The sequence below is a fragment of the Corynebacterium sp. genome, assembly GCF_030152825.1.
Taxonomy (GTDB): Bacteria; Actinomycetota; Actinomycetes; order Mycobacteriales; family Mycobacteriaceae; genus Corynebacterium.
This window is the reverse complement of sequence record NZ_JASLIP010000053.1, coordinates 1-19391: the sequence shown is the minus strand read 5'-3', so window position 1 is coordinate 19391 and position 19391 is coordinate 1. Positions and strand designations below refer to the sequence as shown.

Sequence of the window (19391 nt, the reverse complement as noted above, 5' to 3'; positions counted from 1 at the left end):
CGCCAATCCTCGGGTGAGGATTGAGCGAAGTGTGCCCCTTCGAGGGGATGTACCCCGACGCCACAAGCATAAGTTCGTCGCATCGTAGTTACAACTTTGGTGCTTGGTTTCTTTTGATTACGCCTTGAGGTACTGTGATGCCATGACCTCGATGCCTATCCCCGGAGCAGCAGAAGAAGAAACCCCAGATCTTCTGTACTTTTCCAGCGTTTCCGAGAACACCCACCGCTTCGTTCAACGCCTGGAGCGCCCCGCACTGCGCATCCCCTTGAGGCCAAAAATCGAAGGCATGATCCGAGTCAACGCCCCGTACGTTCTCCTGCTGCCTTCCTATGGCGGCGGGGCACTCAATGGGGCCGTGCCAAAGCAGGTGATCCAGTTCCTCAACATCCCGGAAAACCGCGCCCTAATTCGGGGAGTAATCACCAGCGGGAATACCAACTTTGGGGAGCATTACTGCATCGCCGGTCCCGTGATCTCCCGCAAATGCGGGGTGCCGGAGCTCTACCGTTTCGAGCTCCTCGGCACCGACGAGGACGTCGAAAAGGTTCGCAATGGCCTGGACGCCTTCTGGGCACAGCAGGGCAAAGAAAACGCCTAAAACATGCACCCCCCAGAAACGACAGAGGCGATGAGGTCCACCCCAATCAGCCACAAGGAGTTCAATGAATAAAACCCTGGAAAGCTCAATCACCCCACCCAAGAGCAAAACCGACCTGCACACCCCTATCCGGCCCATCAACTGGAACCGAGTGCAGGACGAGAAAGACCTCGAAGTCTGGCTTCGCCTCACCGCGAACTTTTGGCTGCCTGAAAAGGTACCCCTCTCCAATGATCTGCCGGACTGGAACAGCCTCTCTGACCTGGAACGAACCCTCACTATGCGCGTCTTCACCGGGTTGACCCTGCTGGACACCATGCAGGCCACGGTCGGCGAAATCAGCCAGATTCAGGATGCCCTCACCGAACACGAGGAGGCCGTCTACACCAATATCGCCTTCATGCAGGCAGTCCACGCCCGCTCCTACTCCAGCGTTTTTTCCACCCTGTCCGACACACCCGCAATTAACGAGGCCTACGACTGGGCGGTCAAGAACGAGGTTCTGCAGACCCGCTGCCGCAAGGTGCTGGTGCACTACTTCGGCGAAGATCCGCTGAAGCGGAAAGTCTCGGCCACGCTGCTGTCCAGCGTGCTGCTCTACGCCGGCTTTTACCTGCCGCTGCACTTCTCCACCCGCGGGGTGCTGAGCAATACGGCGGATATGATCCGCCTCATCCTGCGAGACAAGGCCGTCCACGGCTACTACTCCGGCTATAAATTCCAGCGCGGCATCGAACGCCACCCGGAGCGGGCGGCGGAACTCTCCGATTTCACTCACGAGCTCCTTGAGGAGCTCTACCAGCTGGAGTTGGAGTACTCCACGGAGCTCTACGAACCCTTCGGCCTCATGGCGGATGTAGAACGCTTCGTGAAATACAACGCGAATAAAGCTCTGATGAACCTGGGCTACACCCCAATCTATCCCGGCTCGGAAACGAGCGTCAGCCCAGAAATCCTCTCGGCGCTGACCCCGGGCGCGGATGAGAACCACGATTTCTTCTCCGGCTCCGGATCCTCCTACATCATCGGCATCGCCGAGGAGACCGAGGATGCCGACTGGCAGTTCTAGGCGCGGCATCCGCCACCCAAGCGGAGAACGCGCCCCGCCCCCGACGCCCCCAAGAAAAAGAAGAACACCCCAAGAACAGAAAGGGAGACAAGAATGTCCTCTCAGCACACCGTCAGTGTCCTGGTCGGGAGCTTGCGCGCAGGCTCCTTCGCCCGAAAAGTCGCCAAACAAGCCATCACTTTCTTTCCCAAAAGCTGGGACGTAAAGATCGTGGAGATCGGCCACCTACCGCTCTATAACTTCGACTACGACGACCCCGCCGTCACCGACCTGCCCGTTCCCGAGGCATATCGCGAGTTCCGAGAAATCATCAAAAACTCCGACGGCATCCTCTTCGTCACCCCGGAGAACAACCGCACCATCCCCGCCTGTCTAAAGAATGCGGTAGACATCGGCTCCAAGCCAAATGGGGACGTCGCATGGAAGAACAAGCCTGCCGGCATCATCAGCCACTCCGTGGGACGCATGGGTGGCTATAGCTCTCAGAAGAACTTACGCCTCGCGCTCTCCTATTTCGACATGCCGACCCCGGGGCAACCGGAAGTCTTCCTTGGCCAGTCCCCCACCCTGCTCAACGAAGACGGAAGCTTCAATAACGAAGCCACCCGTGATTTCGTGGCAGGCTACGTGCAGCGCTTCGCGCAGCTGGTGTCGGAGACTGCGGCGTAACTCGCCGCACTGCCCGGATCTGGCCGGATCTGGCCGCTGGTTGTCGCCCACGGGCTCCTCGACACGATGGCTTTCGTGGGCAATGCCATCGCCCGCGGTCACCTCAACTTGGAATGACTGAGGCTGTAGTTTCCAGTGTTGCTGGCGGTGCGCGTGACCACGTGCCACCGCTCCCGCTAAGATGTCCCCATGAACTCACGCGATGATTACGCCCGCGACCGGGAGGGCAGGGTCCTGACCGACCGTTTCGGCCGCCCGGTGCGTCGTCGCCCCGCGCCCGACCCCGCGTCGAACGCGGCGTCCGGCGCTACCGGACATAGCCCAACGCCTACGCCGCCGCGCTATGTCCGCTCGAATATTCCGGACGCCGCCGGCCAGCGCCCTTCCCCGGCACCGGGATCCGAGCACGGCCGCCACGAAAGGCCCCTGCACGCAGGGAGGAGCCAGCGCTCAGAGAGAACCCGACACCCCGAGCCACCGCGTTACCGACAGGCCCCATCAGCCGAAACGCCGCAGCCAGGCCATCGCCGGGAGAGCTACACCTCGCGCTCGGCCGCAGCGCCCCAGCAAGTCGCGTATCGTCCGGCACACCCGGAGGCACAGCCGCGCGGCGCGTATCAGCAGCCCCCACGCCCGGCCACAGCACGACCCGAAGGTCACCGTCAGTACCCGCAGCCCGCGGGAGGGGCAGGCCGGGGCGCCGACTGGGGCGGCCCCGGCCGCCAGCCGCAGCGCATGGAGCCGGGCCGCGGCCGTCCCCGTCGTTCGGGCAGCCCCCGCGCACCACGGCGTCGCCTCGGCATCCGCCGGACCCTGATGCTCCTGCTCGCGCTCTTCCTGGTGCTCGGTGGCGGCACGCTGCTGTGGGCGGACTCCCAGCTGCAGCGCACGGAAGCGCTCCAGAACTACGAGGGCCGCGTGGGCGGAACCGCGGGCACCAACTGGTTGCTCGTCGGCTCGGACTCCCGCGCCGGACTGGACCAGGAGACCGCCGATCGGCTCTCCGCGGGCATGCTCGATGAATCAGAGGGCCGCACGGACTCGATCATCCTGGTGCACCTGCCGCTCGTCGGGAAGGCCACGATGATCAGCCTGCCGCGCGATAGCTTCGTTAACATCCCCGGCTACGGGGAAAATAAGATCAACGCCGCCTTCGCCCTCGGTGGCCCGGCCCTCCTGCAGCGCACGGTCGAGGAGGCCACGGGGCTGCGGATCGACCACTACGCGGAGGTCGGCTTCGCCGGCTTCGCCAACGCCGTGGACGGCGTGGGCGGGGTCGAGATGTGCCTCGAGGAGCCTCTCGACGATCCAATGGCGGGCATCAACCTCCCCGCGGGCTGCCAGGATCTGGATGGGCCGAATGCCCTGGGATATGTGCGCTCCCGCTACGCCTCGGCGGGCGGCGACCTGGACCGAGCAGGCCGCCAGCGTCAGCTGTTATCCGCGCTGAGCAAGAAGATGCTCTCCCCCGGCACGCTCTTCAACCCCTTCCGCCTCTTCCCCACGGTCAACGGCGTCGCCAAATCCCTCACCGTGGATAAGGGCGATCACATGTGGCACCTCGCCCGCCTCGGAGTGAAGATGCGCGGCGCGAAGCAGGAGGTCGTTCCGACCTCGGGGAGCGCCGATAACTACGCAGGCAGCGTCCTACTCTGGGACCAGGCCGCCGCCGAGCAGCTGTTCAGCAGCCTTCGTTAAGGCGAGCTGAGTCCCACGCCCGCAGCGCGCCGCACCCGCGGTGCGCATCCACCGCGAGGGCCAGCATGGGTAGAAAAGCGGGGCCGGGGAGCCCCGTCAGCGGACTCCCCGGCCCCAGCCCCAGCAGGGGCTTAGCGAATCGTGACCTCGCGGGACACGATCGTCTGCTTCGCCTTCTGCTCCTCCGGGGTGAAGCGGCCCGAGTCATTGGCCAGAGCCTCGGCGATCTTCTTATCGAGCGCCTCCAGGCCCTTCTGCCAGGCCTGTGGCTCCCAGGAGTTATCGAGGTCCCAAACCGGAACCATCACGCCGTGGGTGCGGAACACGCCTGCGAACTTGGAGCCCTCGCCGAGGTTCAGCTCGCCAGCAGCGTGGACGCGAGCCAGCGCGTTGAGCAGCTCGTTCTCATCCTCCGGGCGCACCCAGCGGATGTGGGCACGCTCGCCCGGATCAATCCACCAGGCGGCACCCTTGAACTCGCCCCGCACCTTTTCGGAGGGCAGGACGGAGTCATTGGCGCGGCGCAGCGTCGCCGCGACCTGCGGATTGTCCTGGTGCTCCTCGGTGAGCCACCAGTTGAAGTCCTGCTCGACGACGATCTCCGCGTCGGTCTTCGGGTCCAGCAGGTCGGTGAGCTCCGGCTCGTTGCCGTCGGCCACGCCGACCTCGAGGGCCGCGCCCGGCTCAGCGGTCTTGATCCAGTTCAGCGCGTACGCGAGGTCACGGTTCGGGTTATCGCCCGGGCGCTGCGTCTGCAGCGCGACGAAGCCCTCACCACCATCTTCGGCAGCACGGCGCATCGCCGCGACCGCGCCCGGCAAGACGGTCACGAGAGACACCGGGAAGTCGATGCCCTCGACCTCGACCTTCACGCGAGCGGAAGGCACGAACTCCTGCAGCGCGATGAGGTCGGACTCCATCGCTAAGCCCGCGTACGGACGGGCGTCCCGCTGCAGCTTCTCGCGCTCCGCGGCGCGGGCAGCGAGCTTCGCCTGGCGGCGGCTTATGCCTTCGGGCAGATCCTGATTTTTCTTATTTTTCTTAGCCACGCTGCTGATTCTAACCTGCCTCACAGACAAGCCCCTACCCCACCGCAAAACTAGGCCTGACCCGCCCCTCCGCCGGCCGAGTTTCGCAACCAGCCCGCAGCCTCCCCGGGGTAGTTTGTCGCCACCCAGCGGGCTCCTCGCTGGGCAATCCACCGCAGCTGCTCCGCCTGGTCGACTGTCCAGATGTAGTCCACTGGAGCGCCTCGCCGATCGCCCCGAATACTCGCCATCGCCTGCTCGATGGACCACCCCGCATACCTCGCGATCCCCGATCCCCGCAACAGTGGGCGTGTGGGCGGGTGGTGCTTCCGGCGCAGCTGGATGCGCTCTACCTGCGGGTTGATCCGCCGGGAGCGCCACAATGACCAGCTGTCGAAGCTGATCAGATAGATCCCTTCCCCGCCAGCCAGCCCCGCCACCGCCAATTGGCGGTGCATCTCCGCCTCCACCTGCAGGCTCCGGACATGTGGGTGCTTGGTCTCTATGAATAATTCGGGTTGGCCAGCGCCCGCGCTGTGCCGCATATCCTGCAGAAATTCCAGCAACTCTCGCAGTTCCAGCACGGCGGCCGGCCGGGTTGACGTCCCAAAATTAAGGGCCTTGAGTTCCGCCAACGTCATGCGGGACACCGCCCCCATTCCGTCAGACACGCGGTCCACGGTGCGATCATGAATGCAGACGGCGTGGCCGTCTCGGGTAAGCCGGATATCGCACTCGTAGCCATCCGCACCCTGGGCGGCCGCGAGCTCATAGGCGCCGATCGTATGTTCCGGGCGGTGCTTGGACGCACCACGGTGGGCAATGATTTTCACCTCGTGCTGCACGCCCCCTTTTCTACCGGATTTCGCGCCGCGCCTTGTTCCGCGCTCACTTCCCACGCCTTCCGCGTCTAGCGCCACGCTTCTCCCTCCCCGCCTTGCGCCACACCCGCACCGCAGCGTGCCCCTCGACCTCCCGCCTCGCGCACCGCACCCGCGCTCTCAACCCCACAAAGCCGCCGGGTAATCTTGGATACGTGCACGAAGCAGCCCCAACCCCGAATGTCACGGACACCTCGCTGGTGTTCGAAGGCGGAGCCATGCGCGTGGTCTTTTCCGCCGCGCTCGTGGAGGCCTTGCTGGAATCAAATGTGAACTTCGCCCACGTCACGGGCAATTCCGCGGCGACCTCTCACGTGGCCAATTACGTCTCCCGCACCACCGACCGGATGCGCAAAACCTTCACCACGTTCCCTTCCGACCCGAATTTCGGCGGTTGGCGGGCCTGGCTGCGCGGGGAGGGCTTCTTCAACGCGGGCTATATCTACGGCGAGGCCGGTATGCCGGGCCAGCCGATGGGCATGGAGTGGGAGATCTTCGATAACTCACCGGTGCAGTACCGCATCTCCGGCTTCAACGCGCTGACGGGAGAGACGAAGCACTGGGGCCGGGAGTCGATCCACAGCCCGGAGGACTTCCTGGTCCGGGCGCGCGCGTCTTCTTCCCTCCCGGTCTTCATGCCAGCCACCGAGGTCGACGGGCAGCCGTGGTTCGACGGCGCGTTCGGCCCCACCGGCGGCATCCCCATCGACGCCGCGATGCAGGACGGCTACGACCGCTTCCTCGTGATCATGACCCGCACCCGGATGTACCGGAAGTCTGCCGCGGGGCGCGCGCTGTGGCTGCTGCGCCGCACGCACGGCCAGTACCCGGCGCTGCTGGACTCCATCGCGGACCGCCACGTGCGCTATAACGAGACTCGGGATTACCTTTTCGAGCTGGAGAAGCAGGGTAAAGCGTATCTTTTTATTCCTGAAATCATGAATATCAGCAATCAGGACCGCAATCCGGTGAAGCTTTCTCTGGCCTATCAGGAGGGTCTTGAGCAGGCACGACGCGAGATGCCGGCCATCAAGGAATTCCTCGGACTTTCCTAGAGCTCTTGCCGCGGCACCGCTGTTTGCCCCTTTCCTTAGGGACGTCTCACCCTTGCGAGACCCCGGGTTTTTCGTCACAATTGGTTACTAACGGCCAGGCGGGAATAAAAGTACTGGTTCGGCCGTTTGTAATAATTAGAACCTTTTCAACGAATTCGGAAGGACTGATTGAACAATGGCTAAGTACACGCTGCCTGAGCTCCCATACGCATACGACGCACTGGAGCCGCACATCTCGGCCGAGATCATGGAGCTGCACCACTCCAAGCACCACAACACCTACGTGCAGGGCGCTAACGCTGCTCTCGAGGCTATGGAGAAGGCACGCGAGGAGGGCACCAACCCGGATCAGATCCGCGCGCTGTCCAAGAACCTTGCGTTCAACCTTGGCGGCCACACCAACCACTCCATCTTCTGGAAGAACCTCTCCCCGAACGGTGGCGGCGAGCCGACCGGCGAGCTGGCTGAGGCTATCAACCGCGACTTCGGCTCCTTCGAGAAGTTCAAGGACCAGTTCTCCTCCGCAGCGCTGGGCCTGCAGGGCTCCGGCTGGGCTGTCCTGGGTTACGACCACATCGGCGAGCAGCTGGTCATCCAGCAGCTGACCGACCAGCAGGGCCAGACCTCCATCAACCTGACCCCGCTGCTGATGCTGGACATGTGGGAGCACGCCTTCTACCTGCAGTACAAGAACGTCAAGGCTGACTACGTGAAGGCAGTCTGGAACGTCTTCAACTGGGAGGACGTCGCCGAGCGTTTCGCTGCAGCGAAGAACTAAGTCTGGATCACAGGCTTAGCTCTTAAAGCCTGCGGGCTTTGACCGGGTGGGTTCACGGGATACCGTGGCCCGCCCGGTTTTTCTTTGCGCTGATGGCTCCGCCACCAGCTGCGCTTTCGCCAACGGACTTGCTACGTGCCGGGCCCGGGCCCGGCGGCCGGAACGCTTAGCCGAGCACGCCCGTCTGGCAGCTCACGCCGTTCGGCCCGTGATTGCAATAGCCGTCCGGGTTCTTCGCCAAGTACTGCTGGTGCTCATCCTCCGCGAGGTAGAACTCGCCGGCCGGGGTATCCGCCAGCAGCGCGACCTCCGTGGTGATGGGGCCGAAACCGCGCTCGGTGAAGGCCGGCTGCCACGCCTCGACGGCCTTCTCCGCCTGGGCGAGCTGCTCGGCATCCAGGGCATAGACCGCACTGCGGTACTGCGAGCCGACGTCGTTGCCCTGCCGATCGCCCTGGGTGGGGTCGTGGTTCTCAAACATGATACGCAGCAGCTCGGCGGTGCTCACCCGCTGCGGATCGTAGACGATGCGCACGGCCTCGGTGTGCCCGGTACGCCCGGTGCAGGTCTCACGGTAGGTCGGGTTCGGGGTGTATCCACCGGCGAAGCCCACGGCGGTGGATTCCACGCCCTCCGTGGCCCAGAAGATACGCTCGGCTCCCCAGTAGCAGCCCATGCCGACCACCAGCTCCGCCTGACCCTCCCGCCAGGGGCCGGTGAGCGGCGTGCCGAGCACCAAGTGTGGCTTCGGATCCGGTAGCACCGGGTGCCTCCCGCCTGCCAGCGCCGTCTCCGCGGTGACCTGCGGCGCCCGATACGCACCCGCTGTGTTCAGGGCCTTCATTCTTTCGAAAAGATCCACTTAAGCGTGCTCCTTCGTCCTCTTGGGGCTTTGTTTAGTGCCTATTCCACCAGGCTGATGCCCGGCGCGCCACGGCGCAACCAGCCACGCACGCTACGAGTGGCCACGCAGTCGTCCGCGTTATAGCGCTCCAGGGTTCGCCGGGAGATATCGGCGGTGCGACCACCGGTGGCGACGGCCACCTCGAAGAGATCCACCGCGGCCTTCCCGTCCACGCCTTCCTGGCTGAAGTGGAAACCCGCCAGCGGGGCGATCGTCTTTAGCCCTAGCGAGCCCGTCCCCAGCAGCCCACGGGAGACGTACTCGAAGACGTCGCCGAACTCCGAGGACTGGATGAATTCATTAACCTCCGTCAGGGTCGGCATCCGCACCTGGCGCTGCCCGCCGTCGGCACTGGGGCTGCCGTACTCCTGACCGCCGTAGAGCCGGGCGTAGTGGCGCAGCCAGTAGAGCTCGCCCTGTTTGGCGTAGACCCACATCAGGAACTTCCGGCCCTCGGCGTGGGCGCGTTCCCTGCGCCACATGAGCCAGTCCCACATCTCCGCGACGTGGCGGCCCTGATCCCCGGTGGAGCTGAAGTCGGAGAAGGCCACGTATTGGTGGCCGTCGAAGGTGCCCCAGAGGAAGGTCCCGCGGCTCGGGTGCGCCTCCATGTCCACGTCGATTTCCACTGGTTCCTGATCCTTCGGAAGGACCAACGGCCCGCGGTACCACTGCTGCACCGGCCGGCGGATGGCCACCTCGGCGCGCATCCAGGCCGCGGCCAGAGCGCTGGCCTCCCCCGCCCCGGCGGCTGCGAGCGCAGGCAGCGTGTTGATGCCCTTATCCCGCCACGGTCGGTTGCGGTCCCCCGGCAGCAGCAGCGAAATGTCCTGCGTCTGGAGCAACTGAGCACGGCAGTGATTATGGAATTCGCAGGTCTGGCACTCCTTGACCCGGGAGGGCGCTGTTGGGACGGGCTCGGAGAAGGCCGCCAATAACCCGGGGTACAGGCGCTGGGCGTCGAAGAAGTAGCAGCGGGAGCCATCGGGTTCCGCACCCGGGCTGCGGCCGATGATGCCGACGTCGGGGCTGGCGAAACCCCAGCTCAGCAGGATCATATTCGCCATCCCCAGGCGCTGGGCATCGCTGGCCACGGTTCGGTGTCGCAGCATCGTTGCGGCGGGCTTCCCCAACCCGAGCGCGTCGACGGCGACGACACGACAATCCGCGCGGTGCCGGTTTTTCGCCGGGCGGGTCGCGTTGTGCCCGGTGATGATGACCGGCGCGTAGGCCGCCGTCTCGAGCGCCACCCCGGGATCCATGCGCACGAGCAGGTCTACCCGGGCTTCGAGCCCGTCGTGTTCGAGAACCGGGTTGAGGATCAGCCGATCCCCGCGCGCCATCGCCTCCAGGGTCTCCTCCACCGCGTTCTCCCCGTCGGCGATCTCGCTGCGGGTGGGGCGGAGCTTATCGCCGATCCGGGGTGCGGTGGGCAGCTGGGCAAAGACAGCGGAGCGCCGACGCCACGCGGAGATCCGGCTCGCGATCCGCTCGGCGAGGTGCTCCCAATCGCTGTCCAAGTACAGGCGGGCGGTCTGGCCGCCCAACACCCGGCGCAGTAGCGCACGGTGGCGGCACCCAACCACATCGGAGGGGCTGAGCCCCGCCTGCTCGGACAAGAAGTAACTCACAACTGCCCTAGCTTAGCCGGGGACCACCGTGCCAGCCGAAGCGCGGAAAGCTGCCGCCACTGCCGACATCCGCCCCACCCCGGTATTGCCCCGCGGGGTGCCCCGCGTTCGCTAAAGTGTTGGGGAGTTAGCTATTTTTCCCAGGCCTGGCGAGGGCTTGGCGTGTGTGTACCGCGACTAATCGCATTAATGAGGAGAATCATGGGTCTATTCAAGAATCTGCGGAAGCGCCGTATCGAACGCAAGGCTGCCTTTAAGGCTGCAAAGATTCGGGCCAAGGTGGACGCCAAGGAGGCCGCGAAGCTGGAGAAGGCTAAGGAGAAGTACCTCCGCAAGACCGCCAAGCAGGTGCGCAAGCTCGACGCTAAGGAGCTGAAGAACAGCCGTAAGCACGAGGAGCAGATGGCGAAGGCGTCCATCGAGCAGCTCAAGGCCGGCCGCTTTAACTCCCGCAATGTGCTGCGCTTCATTGGTGCCTCACGAGTCGCCGCCCCGGTGGTGGTTCCGCTGGTGTATCGCGCGCTGACCCAGCTGCAGGGCAAGGGCACCGTCACCACGCAGGCTCGCGGCGCTGCCGACTCCGCGCTGCGCTCCTTCCCGGCGGACGGCGCCCCGCAACGCGCACGCATTAAGCAGATTCAGAAGTCCGTGGACAAGGGCGTGCCCTCCGGTTTCGCTAAGGATGTCAATGACCGCATGGATGTTCTGATCGAAGCTATCGATAATGCTGGCTCGATGGGCGAAGATCAGCGCAAGCGGGTTTTGGAATCCGTATCTAAGGAGCTCGATCTCGTCGAGGCACAGATCGCGACCAAGCGCGGTTAATAGTTAAGTGATTTTGGCTACTTTTAGCCAATTTCCTTAGCCATTCCCTTAATGGCCATTTCTTTCTAATCGAATATTGGGTAGCATTCTTTTCAAATCCCTAAATCATCGATTCAGGAGTTGCTGCACACAATGGCACGCAAAGAGATCACCCAGTATTTTGACGATATCGATAACGCGCCGCTCGCTGCGGAAGACGTTAATGTCGTGGAGTTCGCCGTTGATGGTGTGACCTACTCTATGGACGTCTCGACCGCGAACCGGGAAAAGTTCGAGGAAGCACTCGCGCCCTATATCGCAGTCGCCCGCCGCGTTCAGCGCACCAGCTCCCGCCGCGCCCCGCAGAGCACCAATAGCCCGGAGCGCAACCGCGCTATCCGCGAATGGGCTCAGGCTAACGGCCTTCAGGTTTCCGATCGCGGCCGCATTCCGCAGAATATTGTCGACCAGTACGACGAAGCCCACTCCTAAAACACACTTCGTGAAAATGCGCTGTGCGCACTAGAATTTCGACCATGGCGCTTTCTACCTTTCGCGTTTTTCCAGCCCGCCCCGTCGCGCGAGCCAGCGCAGCTGTTCTGCTCATCGGCTCCCTCGCGATGGCGGGCTGCTCCGCAATTGGTGGCGATAAGCCGGAGCAGAACACAGAAGCCCAGCAGTCGAACGACGGCCTCCTGCCCGGCGAGCCGGTCCAGGGCGTGAAAGGCACCGAGCTGCCCGTCGACACGCTGCCCGCACCAGTCGGGCAGGGCGACTCCGAAAACCGCTGCCCTTATCTCGACGGCGAGTGGCTGCAGACGACCACGGGCCAGCGGTGGACCGCCACGGGCCTCGACGGGCGCTTCGATCCGCCGGCGTGCGTCTTCTGGTCCTACGAGGACGTCCCCCAGGCACAAGTCATGGTGCGCCACATGACCACGAACAAGGACGCCGTCGCCGTCGTCGACCACGCTGCCCCGGTGGACTCCACCCTGAAGGCACTGAAGCCCGAGGGCTGGAGCGGGGGCCGCAGCGGCGGTAAGGACGGCGAGGGTGCCGTCTACGCGGTGTGGAAGGACCAGACCGCCGTCGTCGTCTTCACCGCCCAGGAACAATCCCTGAAGGCGGAGCAGATCGCTACCGAGACGATTAAGAACCTCAAGCTCTAAGCCGGCGCTCCCCCCATTCCCTGGTCCTCCGCAGCTTCCGCGCGGCTGCCCCCGGCGCGCCCGCGACGCTGGCGGTCACCTCATGCCCGCCAGCGGCCCGCTTAGTCCACGGCCACGCTCGTCCACGGCATCATCGGGCCGATATACGGGAACACGACCTCCATCAGCAGGAGGAAGATGGCGACCAGCACCACGAGCGTGATGATCAGCTTCACCCACCACGGGCCGGGCAGCATTCTCCAGAGTGCGGCGTACATGATCTAGACCTCCGTGAGTTCTGCCGGCACGTAGCCGGGGGACTTGGGTTCCTTCTTCTCGAGAACAGCGTGGACGATCATGCGCTCCGCATCAGAGAACTGCGGGTGGCAGGTGGTCATCGTCAGCAGGGCCGCGTCCTCGGGCCCGACCTCCAACCCGGGGGCGCCAGGGACGGGGTTGATGACGTTAATGTCGCTGGGCAGGGTGATGTGGCGGCCCTGGACGCCCGCATACGGACCGCTGGACATCTGTTCCGCCACCTTCTCGGGCAGGCACTCCGCCGCTGCGGCGTGGCGCTGATCGGCGGGGACGTCGATGGGCAGCACCCGGTAGATGTTCCACGATCCGGCGGTCTCGACGACGACGGCGTCGCAGGTCTTCAGCAGGCCCAGGTCGTTGAACGGGGATCCGCGGCCGACGCGGTGGCCGGCCATCGCGAAGTTGCCCCGCTCGCCGGGTCCCTGGCTGTCGAGATAGTGGCCCGGCCCCTTCGTCAGGTCAGCGTCGCTGGTGCCCTTGACCACGGCGAAGTTGAAGTCGCTACCAAAGGAGGGGAGGTGCAGACGGGCAAAAGCCACGCCTTCGGTGATCTCCGTGAGCGGTCGCGGGTTGCGGGAATCCCACTGGCTATCGAGGTCTCCTGCCACGAGGGCCTGCTCGCGTCCCGAGGAGATATCGGTCCAGTACACCTCGTAGAATGCGAAGAGCAGGGCGATCACCCCGAAGGTTACGAAGATTTCGCCAAGGACGCTGATCGGGTCCAGCTTCCGGCGGTGCTTACCGTCGCTCGTGCGCATTACTTTACACGCTAAGGTTCTTTTCATGATTATCGTCGAATACCCGGTTGCGCTGGTGCTGAAGCTCTGGCACGTGCTTTTCACCAAGGTCTTCGGCATTGCCCCCAGCACCGCCTGGATCGTGGCGGTGATTTTCCTAGTGCTGACGGTGCGCAGCCTGCTCGCGCCGTTGACCCTGCGCCAGATCCGCTCCTCCCGCACCCTCGCCAACCTGCGCCCGCAGTTGCACGCGCTAACCCAGGAGTACGCGGGGCGCACGGACGCGGAGTCGCGCAAGGAGCTCAACAAGCGGCGCAAGCAGATGCAGCTCGAGGGCGGCTACCGGATGCGGGACGGCTGCCTTCCGGCGCTGATCCAAATCCCCGTGTTCCTCGGCCTGTACCGCATGCTGCTGCGGGTGGCGCGCCCGAACGGCGTGGTGGATCCGAATAACCTCCACGGTTTCGGTCCCCTTTCTGACGAGGACGTCTACACCTTCATGCATGCCCGCATCTTCGACGTCCCGCTGATCACCTACGTGCAGATGCCGGAGCAGTCCCTGGCGAACCTGGGCACGGATCAGGCGAGCGTGTTGCGGGTGGCATTGCCGATGGTGCTGTTGGCCAGTACCTTCACGGCGACGAACATGATCTTCTCGATCCGGCGGACGAAGGCGACGATGGATCCGGATCAGGGATTCAGTTATTTCGCGCTGGGTCTGCTGAAGGTGATGCTGCCGATCGTGTTCTTCATGCCGATCCTGTTTGGGTTGCTAGGCCCGCTGCCGGTGATGGTCTTCGTGTACTGGCTGAGTAATAACCTGTGCACCCTGACGATCACGCAGGGCATTCACCTGTGGAGCGATAAGACCCACCCGTATACGGAGGAGTTCCACGCCCACAATGAGATGCAGCTGCAGCGCCGCATGGAGAAGAAAGAGGAGAAGAGGGTCGCTAAGCGGCAGAAGCGGCGCACCGGCCGGCACCGCCGCTAGCCGCAACTAGTACGCGCAACTAGCACCCACTAGCCGTGCCTCGGCGAAATACGGCCGACACAGCGGCGCGGGTGAGCCCAGGGTCTGGTCCTGGCTAGATGTGGTAGCTCATCGGGACGGTGAGCAGCAGCTGCTTGGCCATGTCCCGGGCGGTCTCCAGGGGGCCGACGTGGCGGGCCATCTTCGAGCCCACGAGGCCACCGTCGAGGAAGATCATCAGCTGGTCGGCCAGCGAACGGGAAGTGTAGCCGAAGCGCTCGGTGAGCAGGTCGGCCATGGTCTCGCGAACCCAGGTTCGGTGGGCCATCGCGGCCTGGCGGATGCGCACCTCGGATTCCACCTCGGGGCGCGGGTATTCGCTGGCGGCGTTCTGGAAGTGGGAGCCGCGGTAGTTATTCTCCGGCTCGGTCTTGATGCAGAGGTCGAAGAAGGCGATGATGCGCTGTTCAGGCTTCTCGCAATCCTTGGCGAGCTCCTCCCAGTCCTCGCGCCACTTCTGGTCGAGCGCCTCGAGGTAGGCGACCACGAGGTTGTCCTTGGAGCCGAAGAGGGAGTAGAGGCTGGCCTTGGCGACATCGGCGTCCCGGAGGATGCGATCAATGCCGATCACGCGGATACCTTCGGTGGTGAAGAGGTTGGTGGCACTGGCCAGCAGGCGTTGCCGAGGGCCCGGACGGTTACGCCGCCTGGAGGTGGCCTTCTTCGTGGCCTTCTTGGCGGTGGTCTTCTTCACCGCAGCTTTCTTTGCCGTGGCCTTTTTGGCGGGCCCCATCCCTCGGTCACTTCCTCTTCTTTTCGATCAAATAAAGTTCTCCCCTGGCCATGGGTAGTCAGGCCAGGGGAAAAGAACTCAGTCAAGCATCCTACTTGTTGCGCGGACGCACGACCATCATTGGGCACGGTGCGTACTGCAGCAGCGCACGGGAGGTGGAGCCCAGCAGCATGCCGCGGAAGCCGCCGCGACCGTGGGAGCCCAGGACAAGCAGCTGCGCGCCCTCGGCCTCGTCCTGCAGCGCGCCGACCGGGCGGTCACGGGCGAGGATCTCGGTGACCTTCACGTCCGGGTAACGCTCAGCGAACGGAGCGATCTCCTGCTTCAGCAGGGCGATGTGCTCGGCCTTCTCCTGCTCGCCGGCGTTGAGGCCCGCGTAGGAGGCGTAGAACTGGGAGTCGTTCCAGGCGTGTACGGCGGTGAGGCTAGCGCCGCGAGCAGATGCCTCGCGGAAGGCCTGCTCCATCGCCTGGCGGGACACCTCGGAGCCGTCGACACCGACGACGACCGGGCCGTACTTGGACTCCTCGCTGACGTCGCTATCCTTGCGCACGACCACGACCGGGCAGTCGGCGTGGGAGACAACCGCGGAGGAGACGGAGCCCATGACCAGGCCGGAGAGCCCGCCCAGGCCACGGGAGCCCATGACGATCATCTCGGAGTCGCGGGAGAAGTCCAGGAGGATATCCACTGGGGAGCCCTCCTTCACCGCGTGGGAAACCTTGATGTCCGCGTTGAAGTTGCGGACCAGCTCGTGGGCGGTCTCGATGCGATCGTTGGCCTCGCCCTCGAGGTCGTCGTAAAGCTCCTGCGGCGGAACCATGCCGTCGGCGTACATGAACTGCGGCATGGTGTACGCGGAGACGAGCTTCAGCGGCTGGTTGCGCTTCAGCGCGGCGTTGGCCGCCCAGAGAACAGCGGTGTTGCTGGCCTCGGAGCCGTCCACTGCGACAATAATCTCGCGTCCGGAGTTGGTATTCTGTGGTTGATCGCTCATCGCGACTGTGTCCTTCCCAATAGAACTTCTGTCCTACCTCCATTATCCTGGCTTTTCATCGCGCTCGCTACCGCAATGAATTGATTTCCAATAACCGGAGGGATCAGACGAAAAAACCCCTTCTTTGGAGGGGTCTTAAGCTGCATTAAGGCTTCTTGGGCTCCGGCAGCGGGACGTCGTGGGCGCCCGGTGCGTTGGATGGGGAGATCAGCTCCCAGAGGACCAGGAGGAAGCCCTTGACCCCACGGCCGAAGTCGGTAGCAAAGAAGTTGGCGAGCGAGTTCATAATCACGTTGAGATCCATGAAGAAAGTTTTAGCACCCTAATGGTTCCCCTCGCAATTAAGGATGGCCTCAATCCCTCCAGGGTGGCCTTGCCACATACCGCGGAACCCACCACTGCTCTCGACTTCCTCCGCGAGCTCATCTCCGCCCAGCGCCACCGCCACCCCGAGGACGACGAGGCCGCCCTGCTGGAACGCTTTGCCGCCGGGGAGGTCGTCGACGACGCCGGTCGCCCCCTCTCCCCCAGCGACGTCGTCCGTCCCGGTCGCTACATCAACTTCTACCGCCGCCCAGCCCCCGAGCGCCCGGTTCCTGGCCAGTTGCGCCTCCTTTTTCAGGACGCCAACCTGCTGGTGGTCGATAAGCCGCCCTTCATGGCGACTTTGCCACGGGGCCAGCACATCGTGGAGACCGCCCTGGTCCGAGCCCGCCGGCAGTTCGGAATCCCCGAGCTGAGCCCGGCCCACCGGCTGGACCGGCTGACCCGTGGCGTGTTGATGTTCACCGTGCGACCCGAAGTTCGGGGCCCGTACCAGCGGCTTTTCGATGAGCGGGTGCCGGAGAAAACCTACGAGGCCGTGACTCTGCCGGCCGATGAGGCGCCCTTCTCTCCTCTCCCACGATTCCGGGGCTGGCGGGAGTGGCCCGCGCCAACGCCGGAACAACCGTGGCTGCTGCGCCACCACATGGTGAAGGAACGGGGCAGGCTGGCGACCTATCTTGTCGAGCCGGAGGCCGCGGCGATCGAGGCTTTCAGCGCGCCAGATTCCGGTGCGACAGATTCCTCCCCTGGCCACGATATGTTTCCGGCGCCACCGAATGCGCTGACAAAGGTGGTGGGTGTGCGCTCGGAGCGCCGGGTTCTGGCTACCGCCGAGGATCCCACCCCGAGGGAGCGGGAGGTGCTGGTCTGGGAACTGGTGCCGGAGACGGGCAAGACCCACCAGCTGCGCGTCGCCCTGCGGAGCCTCGGGCTGCCCATTCTCAACGACCCTCTCTACGAGGAGCTTTCGGATGCGGCACTGCACGACCCGAGCACGCCGCTGCCGAGCCCGCCGTTCGCGGACGAGGAGGATTTCAGCCGCCCGATGGAACTCACCGCCCAGAGGCTGCGCTTCCAGGATCCGCTCACGGGCAAGCTGCGGGAGTTTTCCACTTTCTAAGCGCCTGCTGCGACGGCAGCGACCGGCTCGACGATAGCCTGCAGAATGCTGCCGGCCGCGGGCACGCTCTGGATGCTGGCTCTAGACCTTCTCCGATTCGCCGGGCTCCCGATGGCGCAGCAGTCGGTTCGTGTACAGCGCACCCGCGGCCAGCACGAGGACCACGATAAGAGCGGTCAGGGTGTAGGCGCTGAGGTAAGAGTCGTGCGCATGCTGGAGCACCGTTGCCTTCACGGACCCGTCTGGCAGACCGGCGGCGAACTGGACGGCGTCCTGGAGGCTCACATTCGGCTCGTGCCCCACAGATCCGTGGACACCTGCGTGCGCGGGCGCGTTGACGTCGTAAAAAACGGAGTACACGAGGGTAATCGCGCTGCCGAGAATGGCGACGGACAAGAGCGCACCGAGTTCGTAGGAGACCTCCTCGACGGAGGAGGCCATCCCTGCGCGATTCGGGGGTGCCCCGCCGATCATCGCGATCGAGGACACCGCCATGGACGCACCGAGGCCAATCCCAAGAACCCCGAGCCCGGTGAGGATCACCGCGTTGGAGTTAGCGTTGGAGCCGACCGCAACAATGATCGCACCAAGGGCACCCACTGCCATGCCCCCGGTGATGAACGGCCTCGCGCGATGAACGGTGTACAGCCGGCCGGCAATGAGGGAACTGATCAGGGATCCAACAGCGACGATGGTGACGTACACGCCTGCGTGCAGTGGACTGAAGCCGTCGATGAGCTGGAGGCGCTGGGTGGTGAGGAAGTCGAAGCCTGCTACCGCAAACATCGCGAGGCCGGCGCCGAAGACGCCGGAGAGGAATGGCGGGGAGCGGAAGATGCCGAAGTCCAGGAGTGGCTCTTGCAGTTGGCCCTGACGCTTCGTGAACCGAAAGCCGAAGATCAGCGCCACCACAATAGCGATCGTGACGACCTTCCAGTCGACCGGGCGGTGCGCGAGCTGCTTAATGAAGAGCACAAAGGAGACCAACAGGATCATTGCCTGGAGCACGGAGCGGAAGTCCCAGGCTTGATCCGGGTTGGGCTCGTCGCGCTTGGAGACGAAGGGCAGCGCAATGAGCGCAGCGAGGACGATGGGGACGTTCATGAGAAAGACAGACCCCCACCGGAAGTATTCGAGGAGGAGTCCGCCGACCACCGGGCCGAACGCTGCCGCGAGGGTGGCCAGCGCTGACCAGATGCCGATCGCGAGGTTCATTTCGGCTGGCTCTTCGAATGTGTGCCTGATGAGGGCGAGGGTGGCGGGCATCATGGTTGCCGCGCCGATCGCTAGCAGGCCTCGAGCGGTGATAAGGGTAGCGACGTTGGTGCTGTAACCGCCGAGGAGGGAGGCGAGCCCGAAGATGATGAGGCCGATGATGAATAGTCGCCGATGCCCGACTTTGTCGCCGAGGGTGCCGGTGCCCAGGAGGAGCCCACAGATGACCATGGGGTAGGCGTTGATGATCCACAGCATCTGGGGTGCGGTGGCATCGAGTTCCGTCACGATGGTGGGGAGGGCGGTGTAGAGGACTGTGTTGTCCAGGCAGACGAGGAACACTCCCATGCCGACGGTGGCGAGGAGGAACCAGCGGCGCGGGTCCTTGGCGATTTCGGTCATGCTTGTACGGCTTCCAGCTTCTTCGAATTCACTCCGGTTCGGGTACCTAGGGTTGAGACACCAAAAGCCCCCGTTGGTTTGGGGGCTATAGGGAAATAAAAATGGTGGTGCGACGTACTGTCGATCATCACCCGTCCAAAACGGGAACAACCAACAACACGTCGCACCACCACTATGAAAGTTTAATGCCGGCGGCGTCTTACTCTCCCACACCCTCCCAGGTGCAGTACCATCAGCGCAGGT

Annotated in this window: 21 protein-coding genes; 11 read left to right on the top strand and 10 right to left on the bottom strand. The window is 64.2% G+C overall.

Annotation, left to right across the window (positions count from 1 at the left end; translation table 11 throughout):
* Nucleotides 1-142 precede the first annotated feature (142 nt).
* From nrdI to Q1V78_RS06430, 4 genes are all read left to right on the top strand, one after another.
* Entirely contained in the window at nucleotides 143-601 is a 459-nt protein-coding gene (gene nrdI / locus Q1V78_RS06445) for a class Ib ribonucleoside-diphosphate reductase assembly flavoprotein NrdI (RefSeq protein WP_300612830.1), read from the top strand.
* Nucleotides 602-665: 64 nt separating this feature from the next.
* On the top strand, nucleotides 666-1670 hold the full coding sequence (nrdF, locus tag Q1V78_RS06440) for a class 1b ribonucleoside-diphosphate reductase subunit beta (RefSeq protein ID WP_300612828.1): 1005 nt from the start codon (nucleotides 666-668) through the stop codon (nucleotides 1668-1670).
* 93 nt (nucleotides 1671-1763) lie between these two features.
* Nucleotides 1764-2339: an NADPH-dependent FMN reductase gene (locus tag Q1V78_RS06435; protein ID WP_300612826.1), complete on the top strand. Its 576-nt coding sequence runs from the start codon at nucleotides 1764-1766 to the stop codon at nucleotides 2337-2339.
* 189 nt (nucleotides 2340-2528) lie between these two features.
* Nucleotides 2529-4037, top strand: coding sequence for an LCP family protein (locus Q1V78_RS06430; RefSeq protein ID WP_300612824.1), 1509 nt, complete (start codon nucleotides 2529-2531; stop codon nucleotides 4035-4037).
* Nucleotides 4038-4168: 131 nt separating this feature from the next.
* Here the strand turns inward: Q1V78_RS06430 and Q1V78_RS06425 are convergent, their stop codons facing one another.
* Together Q1V78_RS06425 and Q1V78_RS06420 are read right to left on the bottom strand one after the other, a co-directional pair.
* Nucleotides 4169-5086, bottom strand: a complete 918-nt coding sequence (locus Q1V78_RS06425; protein ID WP_300612822.1) for a DUF5926 family protein — start codon at nucleotides 5084-5086, stop codon at nucleotides 4169-4171.
* 50 nt (nucleotides 5087-5136) lie between these two features.
* Nucleotides 5137-5910, bottom strand: a complete 774-nt coding sequence (locus tag Q1V78_RS06420) for a glycerophosphodiester phosphodiesterase family protein (RefSeq protein WP_300612820.1) — start codon at nucleotides 5908-5910, stop codon at nucleotides 5137-5139.
* A gap of 191 nt (nucleotides 5911-6101) precedes the next feature.
* On the opposite strand from Q1V78_RS06420, the gene Q1V78_RS06415 reads away from it, so the two are divergent.
* Both Q1V78_RS06415 and Q1V78_RS06410 read left to right on the top strand, forming a co-directional pair.
* The gene (locus tag Q1V78_RS06415; protein ID WP_300612818.1) at nucleotides 6102-7001 is read left to right on the top strand and encodes a patatin family protein; all 900 of its coding nucleotides are present in this window, start codon (nucleotides 6102-6104) and stop codon (nucleotides 6999-7001) included.
* A gap of 175 nt (nucleotides 7002-7176) precedes the next feature.
* Entirely contained in the window at nucleotides 7177-7779 is a 603-nt protein-coding gene (locus Q1V78_RS06410; RefSeq protein WP_012359388.1) for a superoxide dismutase, read from the top strand.
* Nucleotides 7780-7945: 166 nt separating this feature from the next.
* On the opposite strand, the gene msrA is transcribed toward Q1V78_RS06410, so the two are convergent.
* On the bottom strand, nucleotides 7946-8641 hold the full coding sequence (gene msrA, locus Q1V78_RS06405; protein ID WP_300612815.1) for a peptide-methionine (S)-S-oxide reductase MsrA: 696 nt from the start codon (nucleotides 8639-8641) through the stop codon (nucleotides 7946-7948).
* A 41-nt stretch (nucleotides 8642-8682) separates the two neighbouring features.
* Entirely contained in the window at nucleotides 8683-10314 is a 1632-nt protein-coding gene (locus tag Q1V78_RS06400; protein WP_300612813.1) for a TM0106 family RecB-like putative nuclease, read from the bottom strand.
* Nucleotides 10315-10515: 201 nt separating this feature from the next.
* Here Q1V78_RS06400 and Q1V78_RS06395 point away from each other — a divergent pair, with 201 nt between their 5' ends.
* From Q1V78_RS06395 to Q1V78_RS06385, 3 genes are all read left to right on the top strand, one after another.
* Nucleotides 10516-11139, top strand: coding sequence for a DUF6474 family protein (locus Q1V78_RS06395; protein WP_300612811.1), 624 nt, complete (start codon nucleotides 10516-10518; stop codon nucleotides 11137-11139).
* Nucleotides 11140-11271: 132 nt separating this feature from the next.
* Nucleotides 11272-11610, top strand: coding sequence for an Lsr2 family protein (locus Q1V78_RS06390; RefSeq protein ID WP_300612809.1), 339 nt, complete (start codon nucleotides 11272-11274; stop codon nucleotides 11608-11610).
* Nucleotides 11611-11654: 44 nt separating this feature from the next.
* On the top strand, nucleotides 11655-12287 hold the full coding sequence (locus Q1V78_RS06385) for a DUF2020 domain-containing protein (protein WP_300612807.1): 633 nt from the start codon (nucleotides 11655-11657) through the stop codon (nucleotides 12285-12287).
* A gap of 101 nt (nucleotides 12288-12388) precedes the next feature.
* Here the strand turns inward: Q1V78_RS06385 and Q1V78_RS06380 are convergent, their stop codons facing one another.
* Nucleotides 12389-12544, bottom strand: a complete 156-nt coding sequence (locus tag Q1V78_RS06380; RefSeq protein ID WP_168167034.1) for a hypothetical protein — start codon at nucleotides 12542-12544, stop codon at nucleotides 12389-12391.
* A 3-nt stretch (nucleotides 12545-12547) separates the two neighbouring features.
* Nucleotides 12548-13369 (bottom strand): class E sortase, encoded by an 822-nt coding sequence (locus Q1V78_RS06375; RefSeq protein WP_300612804.1) that lies wholly within the window; start codon nucleotides 13367-13369, stop codon nucleotides 12548-12550.
* On the opposite strand from Q1V78_RS06375, the gene yidC reads away from it, so the two are divergent.
* Complete coding sequence (yidC, locus tag Q1V78_RS06370; RefSeq protein WP_300612802.1) at nucleotides 13368-14315, top strand: membrane protein insertase YidC; 948 nt, start codon at nucleotides 13368-13370, stop codon at nucleotides 14313-14315. The genes Q1V78_RS06375 and yidC overlap by 2 nt on opposite strands.
* A 94-nt stretch (nucleotides 14316-14409) precedes the next feature.
* Here the strand turns inward: yidC and Q1V78_RS06365 are convergent, their stop codons facing one another.
* From Q1V78_RS06365 to Q1V78_RS06355, 3 genes are all read right to left on the bottom strand, one after another.
* Nucleotides 14410-15087 (bottom strand): TetR/AcrR family transcriptional regulator, encoded by a 678-nt coding sequence (locus Q1V78_RS06365; protein ID WP_300612800.1) that lies wholly within the window; start codon nucleotides 15085-15087, stop codon nucleotides 14410-14412.
* A gap of 91 nt (nucleotides 15088-15178) precedes the next feature.
* Nucleotides 15179-16084, bottom strand: a complete 906-nt coding sequence (locus tag Q1V78_RS06360) for a universal stress protein (protein ID WP_300612799.1) — start codon at nucleotides 16082-16084, stop codon at nucleotides 15179-15181.
* 145 nt (nucleotides 16085-16229) lie between these two features.
* The gene (locus Q1V78_RS06355) at nucleotides 16230-16388 is read right to left on the bottom strand and encodes a hypothetical protein (RefSeq protein ID WP_300612797.1); all 159 of its coding nucleotides are present in this window, start codon (nucleotides 16386-16388) and stop codon (nucleotides 16230-16232) included.
* Between the two features lie 69 nt (nucleotides 16389-16457).
* Between Q1V78_RS06355 and Q1V78_RS06350 the strand changes: the two genes are divergently transcribed.
* Nucleotides 16458-17531, top strand: a complete 1074-nt coding sequence (locus tag Q1V78_RS06350; RefSeq protein ID WP_300612795.1) for a pseudouridine synthase — start codon at nucleotides 16458-16460, stop codon at nucleotides 17529-17531.
* Between the two features lie 81 nt (nucleotides 17532-17612).
* Here Q1V78_RS06350 and Q1V78_RS06345 read toward each other — a convergent pair whose 3' ends face one another.
* The gene (locus Q1V78_RS06345; protein ID WP_300612793.1) at nucleotides 17613-19148 is read right to left on the bottom strand and encodes an MFS transporter; all 1536 of its coding nucleotides are present in this window, start codon (nucleotides 19146-19148) and stop codon (nucleotides 17613-17615) included.
* Nucleotides 19149-19391 lie beyond the last annotated feature (243 nt).